Raw genomic sequence first — 20,092 nt, forward strand, 5'->3', positions numbered from 1 at the left:
CCGCACCGGCCCGGCGGGGCGGGACCGGTGCGGGGGCCGTCCGTTCAGGCGCGGAGGGCCATCAGGACCAGGGGGGCGGTGGTGGGCTGGGGGGATCCTCCGGCGGGTTCGAGGGTGAGGCCGACCCTGGCGGCGTCGGCGGTGTCCCCGTCGAGCAGGACGGTGCCGTCCCCGTTGATGAATCCGGCCGGGCGCATGGTGCCGCCGTGGTCCAGCCACAGCTGGTAGGTCGTGCCCGGGGCCGGGGCGGGCAGGCCGCCGGCGGTGAAGACGGCCCGGTGCTGCCGGTCGGAGGAGACGACGGAGGTCAGGGCCCCGTTGGCGGCCCGGGCGCGGACCGTGCGGGCGTCCGGGGCCGCCAGGACGCGGCCGGTCTGGTCCAGACGCTGTTCGCTCTGCCGGGCCCGCTGCTCCAGCCGCTGCTTCTCCTGGTCCTGCCGGACGGCGAGGCCGGCGAGCGAGGCCGCGGCGGCCAGGCTCGCGGCCAGGGCGAGCGGGAGGGCCCTGCGGCGCAGCGTGCCGCGCCAGGAGACCGCGGCGGCGGGGACCCTGGGCGGGAGCTGGCGCACGTGATCGACGGCGGCCAGGGTCCGCTGCTTCATCGCGGCGGGCGCGGCCCGGGCCGCGGAGGCGGCCAGACGTGCGGCGGTGGCCCGGAAGTCGGCCACGTCCTGCCGGCAGGCGTCACACCCGGGCAGGTGGGCGGCGAACGTCTCGCGCTCGCCGGGGTCGAGGGCGTCCAGCGCGTACGCGGCGGCCAGGACGTGGACGTCGGTTGCGTGGTGGTTGTTCACGTGGTCACCCCCATGCAGTCGCGGAGCCGGATCAACCCGTCGCGCATGCGTGTCTTGATGGTGGGAAGCGGCGTGCGAAGTGCCTGGGCGACTTCACGGTAGGTCAGGCCCCCGTAGTAGGCGAGGGTGACCGCCTGGTGCTGGAGCTCGGTCAGGCCGCGCAGGCAGCGGCGTACCTGCTCGCCCTCCAGCCGGGTCTCGACCTGCTCGGCGACCTCGTCGAACGCCGTCCGGTGCTCGCGGGCGGCCTGGGCGTTGTCGCGGTCGACGGCCGCCTGGGCCGAGCGGACGCGGTCGACGGCCCTGCGGTGGGCGACGGTCGCCGCCCAGGTGGCCACGCTGCCCGCGTCGGGCCGGTAGCGGGCCGCCTGCCGCCACAGGTCGATCATGACCTCCTGGGCGACCTCCTCCGACTGGGCCCGGTCGCGTACGACCTTGGTCACGATCCCGAAGACCATGGGGGCGAGCGCGTCGTACAGGACCGAGAAGGCCTGCTTGTCGCCGCGTGCGACCTGCCCCATCACCTCGGCGAGGTCGGCGGGGGCGGCGTGCGCGGCCTGCGCGGCGCCGGCGGACGGGAGGGGCCGGTTCACCGGGCGGGCTCCGGCCTCGGCGACCGGGCGCAGGGGCGGGCGGGGCCGGCCTCCCGGGGGCGGGGTGTCCATCGCATCGCAGTCCTTCGTCCTCGGGGCGGTACCGGGCCGCCGTCCTCGGGGCGGTCCGGCCGCACCGCCGTGCGGGTGCCTTCGACCGGTACTTCGTAGCGGAGGCGCGTACGGATGGGGCGGGCTTTTGTCACCAGTGGCAGAAGAGTCGGCTCCGCCGCCGGTCGCGTCTTGCGCGCTTCGGCCGCGGGAGGAGCGGAAGGGCGGCGCCCGTCACTCGTATGGGTGACAGGCCAATCCGCCGGACGGCCGGGGCCGAATGCCGGGTGTGAACAGCTTCCGCAGCACCTCCTCCCGCACCGCCCGTGGCGCGGTGGCCGGACTCCTGGCCGCGTTCACCGCGCTCGCCGTGGCCGAGCTCGCGGCGGGCCTGGTGCGTCCGGCCGCGGGACCGGTGACGGTGGTCGGCGGTGCGGTCGTCGACAGGACTCCCGCCGCGGTGAAGGACTTCGCGATCCGTGCCTTCGGCGAGGACGACAAGACCGTGCTCCGGCTCGGCATCCTGCTCGCTCTGGCCGGTTTCGCCGTCGTGCTCGGGATCCTGTCGCTGCGGTACCGGCGTACGGGGGCGGCATCGGTCGTGCTGTTCGGTCTCGTCGGCGCGTCAGCGGCCCTGGGCAGGCCCGACTCCGAGGGCGCCGCTGATGCGCTGCCCTCGCTCGCCGGTGCCCTCGTGGGCGCGGCCGTCCTGTTCGTGCTGGCGGGCAGGGCCGCTCCCGCCGGCTCCCCGCCGGGGGACGGGGGCGCCGGGGGCGGCTGGAGCCGGCGGGGGTTCCTCGCCGCGGCGGCCGTGTCCGCCGCGGCCGCCACCGCCGCCGGGGTGGCCGGCCGCGCCCTGTCCGGGCGGCGCGGCCGGGGCGCCGTGGCCTCCCGCGACGGCCTGGTCCTGCCCGCCCCCGCCTCGCCCGCTCCGGCGCTTGCGGCCGCGGCGCAGCTGGAGGTGCCCGGGATCAGCCCGTTCACGACCCCCGGCCGGGACTTCTACCGGGTCGACACGGCCCTGGTCGTCCCGCTGGTCGACGCCGGCACCTGGCGCCTGAGGATCCGCGGCGAGGGCGTGGCCCGGCCGCGTGACTACACCCTCGCCCAGCTGCTCGCCCGCCCGCTGATCGAACGCGACATCACCCTGACGTGCGTGTCCAACGAGGTGGGCGGCCCCTACGTCGGCACAGCCCGCTGGCTGGGTGTGCCCCTGGCCGGCCTGCTCGCCGCTTGCGGCGTCAGGCCGCCGTCGCAGGGCGGCCCGGCCGACCAGCTGGTGGCCCGCTCCGTGGACGGCATGACGCTCGGCTCCCCGGTGGAGGACGTCATGGACGGCCGCGACGCGATGCTCGCCGTCGGCATGAACGGCGAACCCCTGCCCTTCGACCACGGCTTCCCCGTCCGCATGATCGTCCCCGGCCTGTACGGATACGTGTCCGCCTGCAAGTGGATCACCGACCTCGAAGTGACCACCTTCGACGCCTACGACCCGTACTGGGTCAAGCGGAAGTGGGCCCGCCGCGCGCCCGTCAAGACCCAGGCCCGCATCGACACGCCGAAGCCCTTCGCCCGCCCCGCCGCCGGCACCGTGGTGATCGCCGGGGTGGCCTGGGCCCAGCACCGCGGCATCACCCGGGTCGAGGTGAGCGTCGACGACGGTCCCTGGCAGGACGCCGACCTCGCCGCCGCGGGCCCCGTCGACGCCTGGCGCCAGTGGTCCTACCGCTGGCAGGCCGCCCCCGGCGGGCACACGATCACCGTCCGCGCCACCGACGGCACCGGAGCGGTGCAGACCGAGCGCAGGGCCCGGACCGTCCCCGACGGGGCGAGCGGCCGGCACAGCGTCTTCGTCACCGTCCCCTGAGACCACCGGACCCGCCCCGGCGGGCGGGTCCGGCAGCAGCACCCCGAGCAGTTCGAAACCGCCCTTCCCAGGAGGAACCGATCATGAACAGCCTGCAGATCCGCCGTACCGGTGCCGCCGTGGCCGCAGCCGTCCTACTGCCGTTCTCGCTGACCGCCTGCAGCGACTCCCCGGCCGACCCCCAGGCCGGCGCCACCGCTGCGGCCGGCGACCCGGCCGGGGCCGGCGGGAGCACGCCCGCCGACGCGCTGCCCGTGGACCAGCCCTTCGGCCCGGCCTGCGCCGGCGTCCCCAAGGAGGGGGCGGGCTCCTTCGACGGCATGGCCAAGGACCCCGTCGCCACCGCAGCCTCCAACAATCCGGCGCTGTCCACCCTGGTCGCCGCGGTCAAGAAGGCCGGACTCGTCGACACCCTCAACAACGCCAAGGACCTCACCGTCTTCGCCCCGACGAACGAGGCCTTCGCGAAGATCCCCAAGGCCGACCTCGACAAGGTCCTCGCGGACAAGGCCACCTTGACCAAGATCCTCACCTACCACGTCGTCGGCCGGAAGCTCACCCCCGTGCAGCTGGAGAACGGCAGCTTCGAGACCCTCCAGAAGGGCACGGTCACCACCAGCGGCTCCGGTGAGTCCTACAAGGTGAACGACACCTCGAACGTGGTCTGCGGCAACGTCAGGACCGCCAACGCCAACGTCTACATCGTCGACACCGTCCTGATGCCGAAGTAGCGCCCGGCGGGCGCCCGGCGCGTGCGAGGGCGGCCCGGACCCCGTGGGAAGGCGGCGGGGACCGGGCCGCCCGCCGTCCCCACGGCCACGGAGCGGGCCTTCGGGCCCGGGGCCGTCTACGCGGGGGCCGGCAGGGTCAGTTCGAAGCGGCAGCCGCCGGGCACGTTGTGGACGTCGGCGTGCCCGGAGTGGGCCTCGACGATGCCCCGGACGATGGCCAGCCCCAGCCCCGCACCCGAGGGCGGGGTGCGCGCCGGTGACCCGCGCCAGCCGGTGTCGAAGACACGGGGCAGGTCCTCCTCCGGGATCCCCCCGCAGGCGTCGGTGACGGACAGGACCACCGCGTCCGCGCGGCGCTCGGCGGCGACCGCGACGGTGCCGTCGGCCGGGGTGTGGCGGATGGCGTTGACCAGCAGGTTCGACAGCACCCGCGTCATCTCCTTGCCGTCGACCTCCACCGGGAGCGGTTCCACTCCCCCGCCCACCAGCCGCACCCCCTGCGCGCGGGCCAGGGCGTCGGCGCCCGCGAGCGCGTCGCCCACCAGGTCGTAGAGGGACATCCGGGTCGGGCTCAGGGAGAGCGCGCCGGCGTGGATGCGGGAGAGCTCGAACAGGTCGGTGACCATGGAGTTGAGGCGTTCCACCTCGGCGCGCATCTGCTGGTGGTAGCGGGCCGGATCGGCCGCCATCCCGTCCTCCAGGGCCTCCGACATCGCGCGCAGCCCGGCCAGCGGGGTCCGCAGGTCGTGCGAGATCCAGGCCACGAGCTCGCGGCGCGAGGTCTCCAGCGCGCGCTCGCGTGCGCGCGAGGCGGCGAGGCGTTCGGCGGTGGCGGCCAGTTCGCGGCTGAGCGCCGCGAGTTCGGCGGGGGCCGGTGCGGCGGGCGCGGCGAAGGTGCCCTCCTGCCCGAAGTCACGGGCCGCGCCGACGAGTTCCCGGCAGCTCCGCACGACCTGCCGGCCCAGCAGCAGGGCGGTGCCGAGCGATACGGCGGCGGCCATCGCCACGACCGTGGTCACCACGCCGAGGTCGTGGGAGGACAGGAACATCGCCCACGCCACGGAGAGGGTCCCGGCGAGCATCGCGGACACGGCGACCGCCGCCACGACGGTGAGGGACACGGCGATGCTCCGCCGGCGCAGTGTCCGCAGCGCGACCGCGCCGAGCAGCCCGGTGGCGGCCGCGCCGAGGAAGGCGTACAGGGCGATCAGCAGCAGGTCACGCACGGCTGCCCTCCTCCAGGCTCCCGGCCGCGGCGGGCAGCGGCCCGCCGGACGGGTACGGGCCCGGCTCGAAGCGGTACCCGGCGCCCCAGACCGTCCGGATCAGCTGCGGGTCGGCCGGATCGTCCTCGATCTTGGCCCGCAGCCGGCGGACGTGCACGGTGACCGTGGAGAGGTCGCCGAAGTCCCATCCCCAGACCTCGCGCATCAGACGTTCCCGGTCGCAGACCTGGCCGGGATGGCGCAGGAAGTAGACGAGGAGGTCGAACTCCCTCAGGGTGAGGGGGAGTTCCAGCCCCTGCTTCGTCGCCCGGCGGGCGGCGGGGTCCACGGCCAGGCCGGCGGCCGCGAGCAGGGACGCCCCGGCGGGGGCCGCCGCCGACGCCCTGCGCAGCACCGACCGCACGCGCAGGACCAGTTCGCGCGGGCTGAAGGGCTTCGTCACGTAGTCGTCCGCACCCACCTCCAGCCCCAGGATCCGGTCGTCCTCGTCGCCGCGCGCGGTGAGCATCACCACGGGTACGGAAGGACTCCCGTCCGGCCTCGCCCGCAGCCGGCGGCAGACCTCCAGGCCGTCCATGCCGGGCAGCATGAGGTCCAGGACGACGAGGTCCGGCCGGTGCCGGGCCGCGGCGTCGAGGGCGGCCGGACCGTCCGCGGCGCGGTCCACGGTGAACCCGGCCCGCTCCAGGTAGCCGGTCACGACTTCCGAGACGGTCGGGTCGTCGTCCACCACCAGGACGCGGCCGGTGATGTCTGCGCGGGGACGGCCGGGGTCGGCCTCGGTGCTGGGTGCCATGCCTCCAGGGTGACACCGAACCGTCGGGGAGCGGCCCCGGGGCTGCCGCCGTACGGCGCGGTGTCCGCGTTTCGTAAGGTCTCGGACCGCCCCCGGCGGCCGTCCGGTTCCTACGGTGGGGAGGGTGACTTCTTCTGCCTGCGGTCCGCTCAGCGCGGACCTCGTACTGCCCTGCCTCGACGAGGCGGAGGCCCTGCCCTGGGTGCTGGCACGGGTGCCGGCCGGATGGCGGGCCATCGTCGTCGACAACGGCTCCACCGACGGCTCGGCCGACATCGCCCGCGGCCTCGGCGCCACCGTCGTGCACGAGACCCGGCGCGGCTTCGGGGCCGCCTGCCACGCGGGGCTGCTCGCCGCCCGCGCCGAGCTGGTCTGCTTCTGCGACTGCGACGCCTCCCTGGACCCCGGCCTGCTCGCCCCCATGGCCGCGCGGGTCGCCGCGGGCGAGACGGACCTGCTGCTGGGCCGCCGCCGCCCGCGGGGCCGCGGAGCCTGGCCCGCCCATGCCCGGGCCGGGAACATCGCCCTGTCCCGGATGCTGCGCCGCCGCACCGGCCTGCGGCTGCACGACCTGGGGCCGATGCGGGTCGCGCGCCGCGAGGCGCTGCTCGGCCTGGAGCTGACCGACCGGCGCAGCGGATACCCGCTCCAGATGGTCGTCCGGGCGGCCGACGCGGGATGGCGGGTCGCCGAGACGGACGTGCCGTACCTGCCCAGGTCGGGGAAGTCCAAGGTCACCGGGACCTGGCGGGGCACCTGGCACGCCGTCCGCGACATGCGCCGGGTCCTGGCCGAGCCGCCGGCCGCCCGGCCCGCACCGGCCAGGGGGAGCCGCGCATGAGCACCCTCCTCGTCATCGCCAAGTCCCCGGTCGCCGGGCGGGTGAAGACCCGCCTGACCACCCGGTTCACCCCGCAGCAGGCGGCCGACCTGGCAGCGGCCGCACTCGCGGACACGCTCGACGCGGTCCTCGCCACCACGGCCCACCGCCGGGTCCTGGTCCTGGACGGGCGGCCGGGCCCCTGGGTCCCGGCCGGAATCGAGGTCGCCCCGCAGTGCGCCGGCGGCCTGGACGTCCGGCTGGCCGCGGCGTTCGCCCTGGCCGACGGACCGGCGCTGCTGATCGGTATGGACACCCCGCAGGTCACCCCCGGCCTCCTCGCGGCCGGGCTCGACTTCGAGGAGGCGGACGCCCGGTACGGGCCCGCCGACGACGGCGGGTTCTGGGCCCTCGGCCTCGCCGACCCCGACCCGGCCCTCCTGCTCGGCGTCCCCATGTCCGTGGCGCACACCGGGGAGGTGCAGCGCCGGCGGCTGACCGGTGCGGGGCTGGCCGTACGGGACCTGCCCGGGCTCTGCGACGTGGACACGCCCGCCGATGCGCAGCGGGTCGCCGCGGCCGCACCGTGGACCCGCTTCGCCGCACTGCACTCCGACCTGTGCGCGGTCGCGCGATGACGGCCCAGCTCACCGAGTCGGCCGCGCGGGCCTGGCGGGCCGACCCGTACGCCGATGCGCTGCGCGCCGGCCGGGGACCGCTCTACCTGCGGCGTCACGACGGCTGGCTGCTCCCGCTCGACGTCGAACGCTGGTGCGCCGGACCGGACCCGGCCGACGAGACCGTGCTGGCCCGGTGTACGGGTCCCGTCCTCGACGTCGGCTGCGGACCCGGCCGCCTGGTGGCCGCCCTCGCCGGGCTCGGGCACACCGCACTCGGCGTGGACGTCACCCCCGAGGCGGTGGCCCGTACGGTCCGGGCCGGCGGCAGCGCCCTGTGCCGGTCGGTCTTCGACCCGCTCCCCGGCGAAGGGGGCTGGGGCACGGTCCTGCTCATGGACGGCAACATCGGCATCGGCGGCGATCCGGGCCGCCTGCTGCGCCGGGCGGGCGAGCTGACCGTGCCCGGCGGCTCCCTGCTGGTCGAGGTGGCGACCGCCGATGTCGACGAGCGCGTCGAGGTCCACGTCGAGGACGGCGGCGGCGGCCGCGGAGCTTCCTTCTGGTGGGCCCGGCTCGGCGCCCGGGCCCTGTGCGCCGGGGCGAGGACCGCGGGCTGGACCCCGTACGACACCTGGCAGGTCGCGGGGAGGCGGTTCGTGCACCTCACCCGCTGACCTGTGCGCGACACAGGACCGCCGGGGCCGGAATCCGCACGCGATGCGGATTCCGGCCCCGGCGGTTCCCGTACGGGCCTTGCGTCAGGCCCGGCGGCCGGCCCGGCGCCTCGGGGCGATCCGGGCACTCAGGGCACTCAGGGCCGCGTGGACGGCGGTGAACAGCGCGACGGCCGCGAGGGCGAGCAGCCAGTTGCGCAGGTAATCGAGCGGCAGGACCGTGGGGTTGGCCACGCCGCCGGGGCGCAGGAGCGGGGGGAGGGCGATCGCCGTCAAGGAGCCCGCGACGATCAGGGCCGCACGCGGGACCCCGCGCCGGCGCGGACCCGCGGCGGCCGTGAGGGCGCCGATCGCGATCACGAGCGGCGCGACGAACCCGTCGTGCACCACGACCGCTCCCCCGAGCCAGACGGCGATCCGCCACGGCTCGGGCTGCCGCAGCAGCAGCCACCCGCCCCAGGCGGCGAGCGCCAGCCCGAGTCCGCCCGTCACGGCTCGCCATGCCCCTGCACGACGTCCTGATTCACGACGTCCCACTCCACGACGTCCCACTGCACGGCCTCCCACTGCACGGCCTCCCACTGCGCGGCCTCCCCTCACAGGACCTCCAGCCGGCCGACCCACTTGGTCTGCAGCACACCGGGCCGGTTCGGCGCGATGATCCGCGCCGGATAGCCGTGGTCCAGGGACAGCACCTCGCCGTTCAGCCGCAGCGCCAGCAGGGTGAGCGGGTCCTGCGCGTAGAGCCGGCCCATCTCCATCACCCGGTAGGCGCCCGCCGCCTCCAGGGAGACCACCCGGGCCCGCGAGCCCGGGCCGCCTCCCGCGCGTTCCAGGAGGTCGCGCACCCGCACCCCGGCCCAGTGCGCGGACTTGCTCCAGCCCTCGACGCAGGCGAGGGGCAGGACCGCCTCGTACTGGGGCATCGCGCGCAGCTCCTCCAGCGTCAGCGTGACGGGACGCGGCCCGTCCACGGTCAGCCGCCAGTCGGCCGTCGAGATCCGGGTGACGCCCGCGGCGGCGGCCGTCCGGTTCACCGGCAGCCCCTGGAGCCCGTGGGCGGGGCTGCGCGGGCCGAACAGCTCGAGCGGGCCGAGCGCGGTGACGGACTGGCCGGCCGTGGTCAGCGTCACGGATCCGACCGCGGCCGTGACGCCGAGGAGGAACCGGCGCCGGTCGGGCCCGTCGGCCTCGGGCAGGGACAGGGTGCCGGGAGAACGGCGGGTGAAGTGGTCGCGGATCGCCGGCCATTGGACGGCGAGGTGCAGGAGCAGGGAGCCGAGCAGGAGCCAGGCGACGGCGTAGTGCACGGCGACGAAGTCGAAGGGCCACGGGTACCACTGGAAGGTGTTCAGCAGTCCGGTGGACAGTTCGAACAGGGCGGCCGCCACGAGCCCGGCCACGGAGATCCGCTCCAGGGCGTGGAGCACGGAGCGCACCGGGGGCCAGGCGAACAGCCTCGGGTAGACCGCCCACAACTTCGCCGACAGGAGGGGGATCGCCGCGGTCCCGGACGCCACGTGCAGGCCCTGGGTGAGCCGGTAGCCCCAGTACGGGCGGCTCGGCAACCGGTCGGCCAGCCATCCCGGCGGGTGCTGGAGGAAGTGGCTCAGGACACCGGTCGCGAAGCAGAGGACCATGGCCAGGCCGAGGAAGCGGCCGATCGCGGTCGCCGTACGGGCATCGTGGAGGCGCGCCTTGAAGGTGACGGGCGGCCCCGGAAGCAGGGTGAGACGCATGCCCCCCATCACAACCCGGACGGGGCCCGCTCGGGGTGCCCGAACTCCTTACGGAACACGGACGCCCGCACCGCCGGCGGCCGTGGGAGGGCCGTCGTCTGGAACGCTTTCGCAGGTGAAGCCGCTCACCCCTCGCACCGCTCCGGCCGCCACCGGCCTCGCCGTCGCCGCCCTCGCCGCCCTCACCGCGGTACTCACCCTCACCGTCCGGTACGGCGGCTCCTTGAGCGGCCCCGTCGCCCTGTTCCGGTGGTACGCCGCCTGCTGGGCGCTCTTCGCCGCCGCCCTGTGGGCGCTGCGCCGGGTCCCGGCCCGGCGCCTCGTCCCGCTGATCGCGGCGGGGGCCGTCGCGATCACGGCGACCGGGCTGCTGGGGCCGCCCCGGACCAGCAGCGACTCCTACCGCTACGTCTGGGACGGCCGCGTCCAGTCCGCCGGCGTCTCCCCGTACGACCACGCCCCGCAGGACCCGGCCCTCGCCCGGCTGCGCGACCCCTGGCTCTTCCCCACCGGAACCCCCTGCAAGGGCCGCGACCTCGCCCAGATCCCCCCTGCCGGCGGCACACCCCGGTGCACCCGCATCAACCGGCCCGCCGTCCACACCATCTACCCTCCCGTCGCCGAGGCGTACTTCCTGACCGTCGACCGCCTCTCCCCCGCCGGCGCCCGGCACAAGCCGGTCCAGATCGGCGCGGCCCTGACCTCGCTCGGGGTGACGGGCGTGGTCCTCCTCATCCTCCGGCGGCGCCGGGGGGACCCCCGCCGAGCCGCGTACTGGGCCTGGTGCCCGGCCGTCCCCCTGGAGGCGGTCAACAACGCCCACGTCGACGTGCTGGGCACGCTCCTCGCCGTCGCCGGACTCGGCCTCGTCGCCTCCCGGGCGCTGGGCCGGCGGGCGGCGGGCGGCGTGCTGATCGGCGCCGCCGTCGCCACGAAGCTGATGCCGGCCGTCGTCCTGCCCGGCGCCCTGTCCGGGGTCCGCCGCGTCCGCGACGCGGCCGCGGTCCTGCTGCCGGCAGCGGCCTTCGCGGTCCTCGCCTACCTCCCCTACGTCCTGCTCTCGCACGGCTCGGTCTTCGGCTACCTCGGCGGCTACGTGGCGGAGGAAGGCTACGACGACCCCTCGGCCGGGGCCCGGTACTCGCTCCTGCGCCTGGTCCTGCCCGACAGCTGGGCGCTGCCCGTGCTGGTCGCCGTCATCGTGTCCGTCTCCCTGTACGTGATGCGGCGGGGCGACCCCCGGCGCCCCTGGAGCGGCGCCCTGCTGGTCACCGGCTGGTCCTTCCTCCTCCTGACCCCCGGCTACTCCTGGTACGCCCTGCTCCTGATCGCGCTCGTCGCCCTGGACGGGCGCTGGGAATGGCTGGGCGTCCCCCTCGCGGGCGCCGCCGTCTACGTCCTCGGCCCGACCTTCGGCTACCACACCGCCCTGGCCGACCTCGCCTACGGCTCGGCCGCCGCCCTGGTCCTCACGATGAGCCTCGTCCGCCGACGACCCGCGCGCCGAGCGTCCGCCGCCCCGGCCGGGTCGCCCTGATCGTGCGGAAGACGTCCGGTGCGCGCTTACCCACACCTGCTGCCCGATCCGGCCTGAACCGCGGTGCTGCGCCGCCGTGTTCGTGGCCTCCGTCACCGATCACCGGCGGATGGAACCGCGGTCACCGCCCGCCGGGGAGGGCCGGAGCCGCTCACCGCCGGTCGCGCCCTCGGAGCGGGCCCGCCGGAGGCGTACGCTGACTTCCTGTCAGGCAATGCGGCGCGGGGCGGGCTGGGGGCGGATTGATGCTGACGTGGATCGAGGCCGTGGCGGCCGGGGCGGGTGGTGGACTGATCGCCGAAGCGGTCGTCACCTACGGACGATTACGCGGGTGGCAGGAGGCCCGGCACGCGGCGCGGGCGTCGGAGCAACCGCTCCCCCCGCTCGACAGGTTCGTCGATCCCCTCGCGGACTCGCTCGCCGCACTCGTGCGCGTGGCACTGGGAGGAGCGGCCGGGTGGCTGCTGCACACCGAGGTCACCGGTATCTACGCGGCGGTGACCGTGGGGGCCTCCGCCCCGGCACTGCTGGCCCAGATCGGCCGCGCGAGCACACCGGCCGAGGCGCTGCGCTCCCCTGCGGAGGCTCCACCGCAGCCTCCGCCCCCGGTGGGTCACGCGGGAACGGCTCCCGTCCCCGGGGAGGCGTCGTCATGACCCTCGGGTCGGTCGCCCGCCGCTCCTGGCGTTCGTTCACCGGCGTCCCAGTCGCCCACCGGCCCCCGACGGGGAACCGCACCCGCGCGGGCCGCACCCTGCGGCAGCGGGTCTGGGCCTCGTTCACCGGCGCGGACCTGCCGGCCGCGCCGCTCGCCACCGAGACCTTCCTTCCGACCTCGTCGGCCGGGAACCGCCCTGCCGTTCCCGGGGACGCGCGCGACGGGTCACGCCCCCGGCCGCTCGCTCCGGGCTGGTTCCCCCTCCCACGGCTCCCGCAGGCCGACGGTCTGGCCGCCGCGGGAGGCGACACCGTGCTGCTGGAGGCGTCGTCCCCGGACTCCACCGCCCGGTTCCTCCTGCACGGGCACCGGGACCCCGTACCCGGGTACAGCCTGGAACTCGTCGTACTCGGAGCCGCAGGCGTCGCTCCCCTCATGACGGCGGTCAGGTACGCGGACGAGGACGGTTCCGAGCGGCTGCTGCTCGTGCCCGTGGTACGGGGGCGTTTCGGCCCCGCCGCCTCGTACGTCCGGCTCGCCGGCTACGCCGGCGGGGGATGGGCGGCGTCCCTGTCGGGACCGGTGGCTCCGGACAGTACGTGGGACGTCGCGACGGTCGCCCTTTCGGTCGCTGCCTGCCTCAACGAGGCGACCCGTGACGCCTGGCGCGAGGTGCGGGCCCTCATCGTCGATCCCGGTCTGCGTCGCGTCATCGACCGGGAGCTGCCGTGACCGGGCCGGCGGCACCCCGGAATCGCGCCGGTGCCCGGAAGGCCGCCCCCGCGGCCCGGGCCGCGGTCGAGAAGGTGCTGGATCGGGCATCCGGCCCGCAGGCCGCGGTGCGGGAGCTGCTGGGCGAGTCGGCGCTGTGGTGGGGCTGTTGCAGCGAGGCGGTGCGCGACGATCCGGACTGGCTCGCCGGCCCGGACTGCGAGGAACTGCGCGCCTGGCTCGCGGCGACCGCGTCGGACCAGGAACACGCGGCGGCGGCGCGCGCCGGTCACCCCCTCCTCCTGGCCAGGGCGCTCGTCGCGCCGAGGAGCGGTGCAGGGGAGCACGACGGCGCGCTCGTACGGCTGCTCGACGCATGGGAGGGCAGCGGACTGCTGGCCCCCGAAGCCGCTCCCGGACCCCCGGAGCCCTCCGGGAAGGACCTCGCCGAGCTGTCGCCCCCTCTCGCGGGGGCGGTCGACGCGCTCCTGCGACGGAGCCGGCGGCTGCGCCACGACGCGGTCGCGCCCGGGGCGTCGCCGGCTGCCGAGGGGCTGTTGGTGATCGCCGCGCTCATGATGGCGGGCATCTCACCGCGCCGGCGCCCTGTCGTGCGGGTCCCCGTGGTCTTCGGCCGCTCCCCCGGGCGGGGCGGAGGGACCCCGGCAGCCGAGGGCGCCACCGGCATCCTGGAACTGCGCGAGTTCGCCCCCGGGCCGGCGGGGCTGTACCCCGACCCGCGGACGATGGACGGGGTGCGCAGCCCGAACGGCCGGTTCGCCTCCGCGCTGGGCACGGCCTGGCGCCTGGCCGGTGCACGGGCCGAGGGCCGCTGCGTGGTGTGGCGGATCGTCCTGTCGGACGAGCCCTCCGCCCCGGAACGGATCGAGGGACCTTCCCTCGGCGTCGCCTTCGCCCTCGGGCTGCGCGCCCTGCTGCGCGGCCGGCCCCGTGCGGGCCGGCTGCGGGACGTCTTCTACGGACTGCGCCCGCGCACCGTGGTGACCGGAGCCCTGGACGCCGACGGCCGCCTGCTGCGGGTCGCCGGCCTGGAGGCGAAGCTGCTGGCCGCACGCAGCAAGGGCTTCCGCCTGGTGGCACCCGAGCCGAACCGGCTCGAAGTCTCCGCGACCGCTCCCCTTCCCGGTGACGTACGGTTCGCCGCCACCCTGCGCGAGGCCGACCGGTACGCACGGCAGTTCCGCACCGGCCGCATCGCCGTCACGGCGCTCGTCCTCGCCGCCCTGACGGCGGGGGGACTCGCCCTCCACCAGCGCGACGTCGCCCGGACCGAGCAGCAGACCGCGCTGGTCAGCCAGGTCGCCGCACGAGCGGAGCAGCTGCGCGCCACCGACCCGTCCCTCGCGGCCAGGGCCGACATCGAGGCGTACCGGCTGAGTCCCACCGGGGAACACCGCACGCGCCTGGTCGAGGACGCGAACAAGCCGCTGTCCACCGTCCTGAGCGCTTTCTCCTCCACTACCGGCACGGTGGCGTTCAGCCCGGACGGCCGCACCCTGGCCGCGGCCGGCCACGACGACGCCAAGGACACGGGCGTGGTGCGGTTCTGGGACATGACGGATCCGCCGCGTCCGGTCCCGCTCGGCGAGCCCCTCCGGGTTCCGGGCGCGGCCTGGATGGTGTTCAGCCCCGACGGACGCACCCTCGCCACCGCCTCCGGTCCGGTCCCGGGCCAAGAGGGCGTACGCCTGTGGGACGTCACGGACCCGTCCCACCCCCGCGCGCTCGGCAGCGCCCTGGCCCACACCGCCGGCGGCAGCCCCCTGGCGTTCAGCGCCGACGGGCACACGCTCGCCACCGGCACCGACAGCTACACGGAGGAACGGCTGTGGGACGTGCGGGACCCCGCCCACCCGGTCCCCCTGGGCGAGCCCCTCACGCACCGGTCCGCGGTCAACGTCGTCACGTTCAGCCCTGACGGCCGGTCCCTCGTCACCTCCTCCGTGGACGACGGCGCACGGATGTGGAACACCACGGATCCCGCCCGTCCCGTCCTGCGGGGCACGTTCTGGACCGCTCTCGGCGCCGCGCTGTTCACCCCGGACGGCCGCACCCTCGCCATCGGCCACGACGGCGCCGTACAGCTTCTGAACGTGACCGACCCGGGGCACGTGGTCGCACTGGGCGGTCCCGTGACCAGCTTCCTCGGCGACATCAGGGCGATGACGCTGAGCGCGGACGGCCGCACCCTCGCCACCCCCGGCGGTGAGCGGACGTTCCGGCTGTGGAACATCGCCGACCCCGCCCATCCGACATCCCTCGCTCCGCCCATGGCCGGCCAGAGCATGGCCGCCATGTCGTTCGCCCGCGACGGCCGCACCGTCGCCACCACCAGCGGTGACCGCACGGTACGGCTCTGGCACCTGCCGACCGCCCTGCTCACCGGCCACACCGCGGTCGTCACCTCGACCGTGCCCGCTCCCGACGGCCGCATCCTCGCCTCGGCCTCCAACGACCGCTCCGTCTGGCTGTGGAACACCGCGGACCCGGCCCGCGCCGCTCCCCTCAGCCTGATCAAGGACTTCAGCAACACCGTCATATCGCTGGCGTTCAGCCCCGACAGCCGCACCCTCGCCACCCTCGCCAACGGCGAGAGGCACGTGATCCTCTGGAACCTCCAGGAACCGGCCAAACCCGTCCTCCTCGCGCAGATCGACGTCGCGCTGGGCGCCGGAACCGCCGTCTCCTCGGTGGGGTTCAGCCCCGACGGACGGACCCTCGCCGCTGCCATCGGCACCCTCGCCGGCGGCGAGCACGGCGTGAGGTTCTGGGACGTGTCGGAGCCCGCGCGTCCCCGGCCACGCGGCATGCCCCTCACCACGGACGGCGACAGCACCGCCCTCGGGATGGCGACCGGCTTCGCCTTCAGCTCCGACGGGCGCACCCTCGTCGTCGCGGACCGCTACACCGCCCACACGGTGCAGTTGTGGGACGTGACCGATCCGGACCATCCGATCCGCTCCGGGCCGCCCATCGCCGGCGGCGCACGGCTGATGGCCCTCAGCCCGGACGGGCGCACCCTGGCCAGGATCGGTTCGGCCTGGATCAGCGGCGGCCCGGGCGACGGCGACCTCACGTTGTGGGACATCTCCGACCACGACCACCCCCGGCTCCTCGGGCCGCCGCTGGGCGGCTACGCCGGCGACGTCACCGCCCTGGCCTTCGGCCCCGACGGACGCACCCTGGCCACCGGCACAGACGGCGTACGCCTGTGGAACGTCGCGGACCCGGCCCACCCTGCGCCGATCGGCCACCCCCTCGCCATCGGCACGGCCCGACTGACCTCGCTGGCGTACGTCCCGCACCACGGCGAGACCCTGGCCACCGGCGGATGGGACAACACGGTCCGGCTGTGGCCGCTGGCCGTGGAGGACGGCGTCCGGCACATCTGCGCGCACACCGACACCCCGACCCGGCCGCAGTGGCAGCAGTACCTGCCCATGCTCCCGTACCACTCCACGTGCGGCTGACGGGGCAGCCCACCGGTGGGACGACGGCGTCGGCCGGCGGGTGTCGCGACGCGCGCGGGCCCGGGGCGGCGTACGCTCGCCGGCGGGGGCTCGTGGCGGGCCGGGACCGCCCCGGACGGACGACACCGCGGGAGGGTCCATGACCGCGCTCGGTGACCTGATCGGCCTCGACGACCGCACCGTGCTGGTCGTGGGGCAGGAACTGGACGTGGAACACGGTCGGCCGGACGTCGGCAACGCCCTCGTGCACCGGGCGGGAGACACCCTCGTACTCGTCGACACCGGGGTCACGGAACCCTTCCGCACGGCCCTGCGGGACGCGGCCCGCCGGGTCGGCCCCTGGTCCCGGGCGTTGCTCCTGACCACGCACGGCCACCCCGACCACATCGGCAACAACGACCTCGTGGACGAGCTGGGCGTGCCGGCCGAGCACTACGTCCCGGCCCGCGAACTGGACCAGATGCGCGACCCCGTCGCCTACTGGGCGCGGGCCTTCGAGCGGATCGCCGCGTTCACGGAGCCGGGCGCGCCGCCCGAGCAGGCGGCGCGGAGACTGCTGTCCCTGTTCGAGCCGATGCGGCCCTTCGGCGCGTCGACCCGCACGTACGAGGAGCTGCCGCCGGAGCACATCCGCATCGGCTCGCTCCGCTTCTCCGGCTGGACCTTCGCCAACGGCGCGGTGCGGGTGGTGCGCAGCCAGGGCCACTGCGCCGGCCACGTGATCGTGCACCTGCGCGACTGCGGCGTGCTCCACCTGTCCGACGAGGGCAACGGCGCGTGCGGGGCGATGGCCGACGCCGACCAGGTGAAGATCCAGACCGTCCTGGGTGCGGTCGCGCGGCTGTTCGAGGAGGGCGGGGCCGCGCTGCTGACCGACGGGCACACCTTCGCGGTGCGGCGCGGCCCGGAGGCCGTGTCGTACCTCGACGGGCTGTTGGCGCAGGCGGTCGCCCTCCAGCGGGCGGCCCTGGACGCGACCCGCGGAACCCGCCGGGTCGAGCCGGGCGCCTTCGCCGCGGCGTACGCGAGGAGCGTCGTCGGCCTCGGCATCGGGGGCGCCAACCCGAACGCGATGTTCACGGCCATGATGGCGGTCAACCAGCTCCACGGCCTGGGCTTCCACCCGGACCCCGCCGACGCGTCCGCGCCCTGGTCGCGCCGCGGGGCGACCGAGCGGGGCTGAACGGTCGCGCAGGGGCCGCCGGCCGGGGAACAGGGGACGGGGGGCGGACGGAGCCGGCCGAACTGCCCGGCCGATTGCGGGAGATCGGGGTCCGCACGGGGAACCGCAGCGGACGCCGGGTGCGTCCCGACCGGATGTGACAAGAAATGATCTTCCTCCTGGCGCTCCGGCCGGGCCACCGCCGCACGCCGCACCCCCGCGGAGCGCGCCACCGCTCGGATTCGGACCGCCGGTTCCCCCTCCCCCCTTGCAACCGCCCACGGCGGCGGCCCGGAAGCGGGTGCGCCCGTTGACCGTGGCGGTGGCGACCCTGGGCGGTGCCATCGGCGGGTACCTCACGCACCTGATGGCCGCCAACGCCCGGGCCTACTGCGACGCGGGCTGGGAGGCGGGCGGCAAGTTCGAGATGTTCTTCCAGATGGTCCTGATGCTCGTCCCGGGCTGCGCGCTGCTCGCCGCGCTGGTCTGGTGGTTCGCCGGGCGCGTGAACCCGGCGGCGGGCGTGGCGGCGGTGGTGCTGGTCCTGGCGGTGGTGGCGGTCTGGTACTTCGCCACCCAGGGCACACCGGTCGGTACCCGCGGGGAATCCGGGCTGTGCGGTCCGGACAACGTGCCGCCGTGGTGGCCGGGCTGGCTGCCCTCCTGACCCTCCCGCGGCGGTCCGCCCGGGATCAATCGTCAACGCACGAGGGCCCCTCCCTCTCACGGAGGGGCCCTCGTGCCGCTCCTACCGGCCGTGCCGGCCCGTCGATCGCCGCTGCCGGTGCCCTACAGGGCGGGGTAGTCGGTGTAGCCGCGGGCGTCGCCGCCGTAGAACGTGGCCGTGTCCGGGGTGTTGTACGGGCCCTCGGCGCGCAGCCGGGCCGGGAGGTCGGGGTTGGCGATGAAGAGGCTGCCGAAGGCGACGACGTCGGCGACGCCCTCGTCGATCAGGCCGAGGGCGCGGTGGTCGGTGGGGCCCTCGGTGGCCGGGTTGAGGACCAGCCGGCCGGAGAACTGCTCGCGCAGTGCCAGGGTGATCTCGCGGGTGCCGGCGGGCTCCATGATGTGCAGGTACGCCAGGCCCAGCTGGTCGAGCTCCTTGACCAGGGCCTCGTACGCGGGCCGCGGGTCGGGCTCTTCGATGTCGTTGAAGCGGTTGCCGGGCGAGACGCGCAGTGCGGTGCGGTCGGCGCCGATCTCGGCGGCGACGGCCCTGACGACCTCGACGGCGAAGCGGATGCGGTTCTCGACGGTGCCGCCCCACTCGTCCGTGCGCCGGTTGCTGCCGGGGGCCAGGAACTGGTGGATCAGGTAGCCGTTGGCGCCGTGCAGCTCGACGCCGTCGAAGCCGGCCTCGATGGCGTTGCGGGCGGCGGTCGCGTAGTCGGCGACGGTCTCGCGCACCTCGGCGGCGGTCAGCTCGCGCGGGGTGACGAAGTCCTGGGGGCCGTCGGCGGTGAAGACCTGGCCCGTGGCGGCGACGGGAGAGGCGCCGACCGGTACGAGGCCTTCCGGCAGCAGGGACGGGTGGCCGATCCGGCCGGTGTGCATGAGCTGCGCGAAGATCCGGCCGCCGGCGGCGTGCACGGCGCCGGTGACCCGGCGCCAGCCCGCGACCTGCTCGGCACTGTGCAGACCGGGGGTGAACGGGTATCCCTGACCGACGACCGAGGGCTGGATCCCCTCGGAGATGACGAGCCCGGCCGAGGCGCGCTGGGCGTAGTACTCGGCCATGAGCTCCGTCGGGACCCCGCCCGCGGCCGCGCGGCTGCGGGTCATCGGAGCCATGGCGATGCGGTTGGCGAGCTCGGTGCCGCCGAGGCCGATCGACTCGAATGCGCTGGTCATGTCTGCCCTCACAAGATTATTTGGTCGGCCAATGATTGACCTCGACGCTCACCATACACCCATTCATTGGCCGACCAAGGTAAAATCTGACCAGGGTGCGTGGGAGATGCTGGAGCCCGGAACGCGAGCGGCCGACGACGGGACGAGGAGCGAACGATGACGACGCACGCCACGCAGGAGCGGGGCGGCACGGCGCCTCAGGCCTGTCCGGGGCCGCCGAGCGCGGTACTGGACGGGCCGGTCAGCCACGCCGTCAGCCGGGTGGCCCGGCTGCACCGCATCGCCGCGGGGCGGCTGCTGCGGGACCTTGGACTGCATCCGGGGCAGGAGTTCGTGATGATGCACCTGTGGGACAACGGGCCCGTGCGCCAGTCGGAGCTGATCAAGAGCGTGGGCCTGGATCCGTCCACCGTGACGAAGATGCTCCAGCGCCTGGAACAGGCGGGGCACGTCCGCCGCGGCCCCGACCCGGCCGACCGCCGCGCTTCCCTGGTGGAGGCCACGGAGAGCAGCTGCGGACTGCTCCAGCAGGTCCGGGAGGCCTGGGCCGAGCTGGAACGCCAGACCCTGGCAGCCCTCGACGACGCCGAGGGCGCCGAGCTGCTGCGGCTGCTGCAGAAGGTCGAGGGATCCCTGTGCACCCAGGCGGCGGGCGACCCGCAGTGCCGGGCGGAGGCCGCCGACGGCTGAGGCGCCGGGCCGGCGGGGTGGCGGCGGCTGAGGCGCCGGGCCGGCGGGGTGGCGGCGGCACGGCCCGTACGCGCGAGGGCG

19 protein-coding genes are annotated in these 20,092 nt (G+C 75.6%); 12 read left to right on the forward strand and 7 right to left on the reverse strand.

Annotation, left to right across the window (positions count from 1 at the left end):
* Positions 1 to 44 precede the first annotated feature (44 nt).
* The gene (locus tag AB0469_RS23000; protein WP_366453289.1) at positions 45 to 794 is read right to left on the reverse strand and encodes an anti-sigma factor; all 750 of its coding nucleotides are present in this window, start codon (positions 792 to 794) and stop codon (positions 45 to 47) included.
* Positions 791 to 1,315, reverse strand: a complete 525-nt coding sequence (gene sigK, locus AB0469_RS23005) for an ECF RNA polymerase sigma factor SigK (protein WP_366453323.1) — start codon at positions 1,313 to 1,315, stop codon at positions 791 to 793. Before sigK ends, AB0469_RS23000 begins: the two co-directional genes overlap by 4 nt.
* Positions 1,316 to 1,718: 403 nt before the next feature.
* Between sigK and AB0469_RS23010 the strand changes: the two genes are divergently transcribed.
* A complete protein-coding gene (locus AB0469_RS23010; RefSeq protein ID WP_366453290.1) occupies positions 1,719 to 3,305 on the forward strand; it encodes a molybdopterin-dependent oxidoreductase in 1,587 nt (528 codons plus the stop codon).
* Between the two features lie 83 nt (positions 3,306 to 3,388).
* Positions 3,389 to 4,036 carry a fasciclin domain-containing protein gene (locus AB0469_RS23015; RefSeq protein ID WP_366453291.1) on the forward strand — a complete coding sequence of 216 codons (648 nt, stop codon included), beginning with the start codon at positions 3,389 to 3,391 and terminating at the stop codon, positions 4,034 to 4,036.
* Between the two features lie 116 nt (positions 4,037 to 4,152).
* On the opposite strand, the gene AB0469_RS23020 is transcribed toward AB0469_RS23015, so the two are convergent.
* Both AB0469_RS23020 and AB0469_RS23025 read right to left on the reverse strand, forming a co-directional pair.
* Entirely contained in the window at positions 4,153 to 5,262 is a 1,110-nt protein-coding gene (locus tag AB0469_RS23020; RefSeq protein WP_366453292.1) for a HAMP domain-containing sensor histidine kinase, read from the reverse strand.
* A complete protein-coding gene (locus AB0469_RS23025) occupies positions 5,255 to 6,058 on the reverse strand; it encodes a response regulator transcription factor (protein WP_366453293.1) in 804 nt (267 codons plus the stop codon). The genes AB0469_RS23020 and AB0469_RS23025 overlap by 8 nt, the downstream gene beginning before the upstream one ends.
* A gap of 124 nt (positions 6,059 to 6,182) precedes the next feature.
* Here AB0469_RS23025 and AB0469_RS23030 point away from each other — a divergent pair, with 124 nt between their 5' ends.
* From AB0469_RS23030 to AB0469_RS23040, 3 genes are read left to right on the forward strand one after another with little or no spacing between them, the layout of a single operon-like run.
* Positions 6,183 to 6,899 carry a glycosyltransferase family 2 protein gene (locus AB0469_RS23030; RefSeq protein ID WP_366453294.1) on the forward strand — a complete coding sequence of 239 codons (717 nt, stop codon included), beginning with the start codon at positions 6,183 to 6,185 and terminating at the stop codon, positions 6,897 to 6,899.
* Positions 6,896 to 7,516: a DUF2064 domain-containing protein gene (locus AB0469_RS23035; protein WP_366453295.1), complete on the forward strand. Its 621-nt coding sequence runs from the start codon at positions 6,896 to 6,898 to the stop codon at positions 7,514 to 7,516. The genes AB0469_RS23030 and AB0469_RS23035 overlap by 4 nt, the downstream gene beginning before the upstream one ends.
* The gene (locus AB0469_RS23040) at positions 7,513 to 8,172 is read left to right on the forward strand and encodes a methyltransferase domain-containing protein (protein ID WP_366453296.1); all 660 of its coding nucleotides are present in this window, start codon (positions 7,513 to 7,515) and stop codon (positions 8,170 to 8,172) included. The genes AB0469_RS23035 and AB0469_RS23040 overlap by 4 nt, the downstream gene beginning before the upstream one ends.
* An 84-nt stretch (positions 8,173 to 8,256) precedes the next feature.
* On the opposite strand, the gene AB0469_RS23045 is transcribed toward AB0469_RS23040, so the two are convergent.
* Both AB0469_RS23045 and AB0469_RS23050 read right to left on the reverse strand, forming a co-directional pair.
* The gene (locus AB0469_RS23045; RefSeq protein WP_366453297.1) at positions 8,257 to 8,664 is read right to left on the reverse strand and encodes a hypothetical protein; all 408 of its coding nucleotides are present in this window, start codon (positions 8,662 to 8,664) and stop codon (positions 8,257 to 8,259) included.
* A 104-nt stretch (positions 8,665 to 8,768) separates the two neighbouring features.
* On the reverse strand, positions 8,769 to 9,920 hold the full coding sequence (locus AB0469_RS23050) for a molybdopterin-dependent oxidoreductase (RefSeq protein WP_366453298.1): 1,152 nt from the start codon (positions 9,918 to 9,920) through the stop codon (positions 8,769 to 8,771).
* 106 nt (positions 9,921 to 10,026) lie between these two features.
* Here AB0469_RS23050 and AB0469_RS23055 point away from each other — a divergent pair, with 106 nt between their 5' ends.
* The 6 genes from AB0469_RS23055 (at position 10,027) to AB0469_RS23080 (ending at position 18,137) form a co-directional block, all read left to right on the forward strand.
* Entirely contained in the window at positions 10,027 to 11,448 is a 1,422-nt protein-coding gene (locus AB0469_RS23055) for a glycosyltransferase 87 family protein (protein ID WP_366453299.1), read from the forward strand.
* A gap of 245 nt (positions 11,449 to 11,693) precedes the next feature.
* The gene (locus tag AB0469_RS23060) at positions 11,694 to 12,104 is read left to right on the forward strand and encodes a hypothetical protein (protein ID WP_366453300.1); all 411 of its coding nucleotides are present in this window, start codon (positions 11,694 to 11,696) and stop codon (positions 12,102 to 12,104) included.
* Entirely contained in the window at positions 12,101 to 12,838 is a 738-nt protein-coding gene (locus tag AB0469_RS23065) for a hypothetical protein (RefSeq protein ID WP_366453301.1), read from the forward strand. Before AB0469_RS23060 ends, AB0469_RS23065 begins: the two co-directional genes overlap by 4 nt.
* 74 nt (positions 12,839 to 12,912) lie before the next feature.
* Positions 12,913 to 16,308, forward strand: coding sequence for a hypothetical protein (locus tag AB0469_RS23070; RefSeq protein ID WP_366453302.1), 3,396 nt, complete (start codon positions 12,913 to 12,915; stop codon positions 16,306 to 16,308).
* A 139-nt stretch (positions 16,309 to 16,447) separates the two neighbouring features.
* The gene (locus AB0469_RS23075; RefSeq protein WP_366453303.1) at positions 16,448 to 17,491 is read left to right on the forward strand and encodes an MBL fold metallo-hydrolase; all 1,044 of its coding nucleotides are present in this window, start codon (positions 16,448 to 16,450) and stop codon (positions 17,489 to 17,491) included.
* Between the two features lie 289 nt (positions 17,492 to 17,780).
* A complete protein-coding gene (locus AB0469_RS23080) occupies positions 17,781 to 18,137 on the forward strand; it encodes a hypothetical protein (protein WP_366453304.1) in 357 nt (118 codons plus the stop codon).
* Between the two features lie 122 nt (positions 18,138 to 18,259).
* Here AB0469_RS23080 and AB0469_RS23085 read toward each other — a convergent pair whose 3' ends face one another.
* The gene (locus AB0469_RS23085) at positions 18,260 to 19,321 is read right to left on the reverse strand and encodes an alkene reductase (protein WP_366453305.1); all 1,062 of its coding nucleotides are present in this window, start codon (positions 19,319 to 19,321) and stop codon (positions 18,260 to 18,262) included.
* Between the two features lie 156 nt (positions 19,322 to 19,477).
* Here AB0469_RS23085 and AB0469_RS23090 point away from each other — a divergent pair, with 156 nt between their 5' ends.
* Positions 19,478 to 20,011, forward strand: coding sequence for a MarR family winged helix-turn-helix transcriptional regulator (locus tag AB0469_RS23090; RefSeq protein ID WP_366453306.1), 534 nt, complete (start codon positions 19,478 to 19,480; stop codon positions 20,009 to 20,011).
* Positions 20,012 to 20,092: the final 81 nt, after the last annotated feature.

The organism is Streptomyces sp. NPDC093801, assembly GCF_040701585.1.
Classification (GTDB): domain Bacteria; phylum Actinomycetota; class Actinomycetes; order Streptomycetales; family Streptomycetaceae; genus Streptomyces.

Excerpts from the sequence above, each read along its gene's own strand:
- sigK (WP_366453323.1), bottom strand. The coding sequence starts at position 1,315 with ATGGGGCAGGTCGCACGCGGCGACAAGCAGGCCTTCTCGGTCCTGTAC.
- AB0469_RS23010 (WP_366453290.1), top strand. The coding sequence starts at position 1,719 with ATGCCGGGTGTGAACAGCTTCCGCAGCACCTCCTCCCGCACCGCCCGT.
- AB0469_RS23015 (WP_366453291.1), top strand. The coding sequence starts at position 3,389 with ATGAACAGCCTGCAGATCCGCCGTACCGGTGCCGCCGTGGCCGCAGCC.
- AB0469_RS23025 (WP_366453293.1), bottom strand. The coding sequence starts at position 6,058 with ATGGCACCCAGCACCGAGGCCGACCCCGGCCGTCCCCGCGCAGACATC.
- AB0469_RS23035 (WP_366453295.1), top strand. The coding sequence starts at position 6,896 with ATGAGCACCCTCCTCGTCATCGCCAAGTCCCCGGTCGCCGGGCGGGTG.
- AB0469_RS23040 (WP_366453296.1), top strand. The coding sequence starts at position 7,513 with ATGACGGCCCAGCTCACCGAGTCGGCCGCGCGGGCCTGGCGGGCCGAC.
- AB0469_RS23050 (WP_366453298.1), bottom strand. The coding sequence starts at position 9,920 with ATGGGGGGCATGCGTCTCACCCTGCTTCCGGGGCCGCCCGTCACCTTC.
- AB0469_RS23060 (WP_366453300.1), top strand. The coding sequence starts at position 11,694 with ATGCTGACGTGGATCGAGGCCGTGGCGGCCGGGGCGGGTGGTGGACTG.
- AB0469_RS23065 (WP_366453301.1), top strand. The coding sequence starts at position 12,101 with ATGACCCTCGGGTCGGTCGCCCGCCGCTCCTGGCGTTCGTTCACCGGC.
- AB0469_RS23075 (WP_366453303.1), top strand. The coding sequence starts at position 16,448 with ATGACCGCGCTCGGTGACCTGATCGGCCTCGACGACCGCACCGTGCTG.
- AB0469_RS23085 (WP_366453305.1), bottom strand. The coding sequence starts at position 19,321 with ATGACCAGCGCATTCGAGTCGATCGGCCTCGGCGGCACCGAGCTCGCC.
- AB0469_RS23090 (WP_366453306.1), top strand. The coding sequence starts at position 19,478 with ATGACGACGCACGCCACGCAGGAGCGGGGCGGCACGGCGCCTCAGGCC.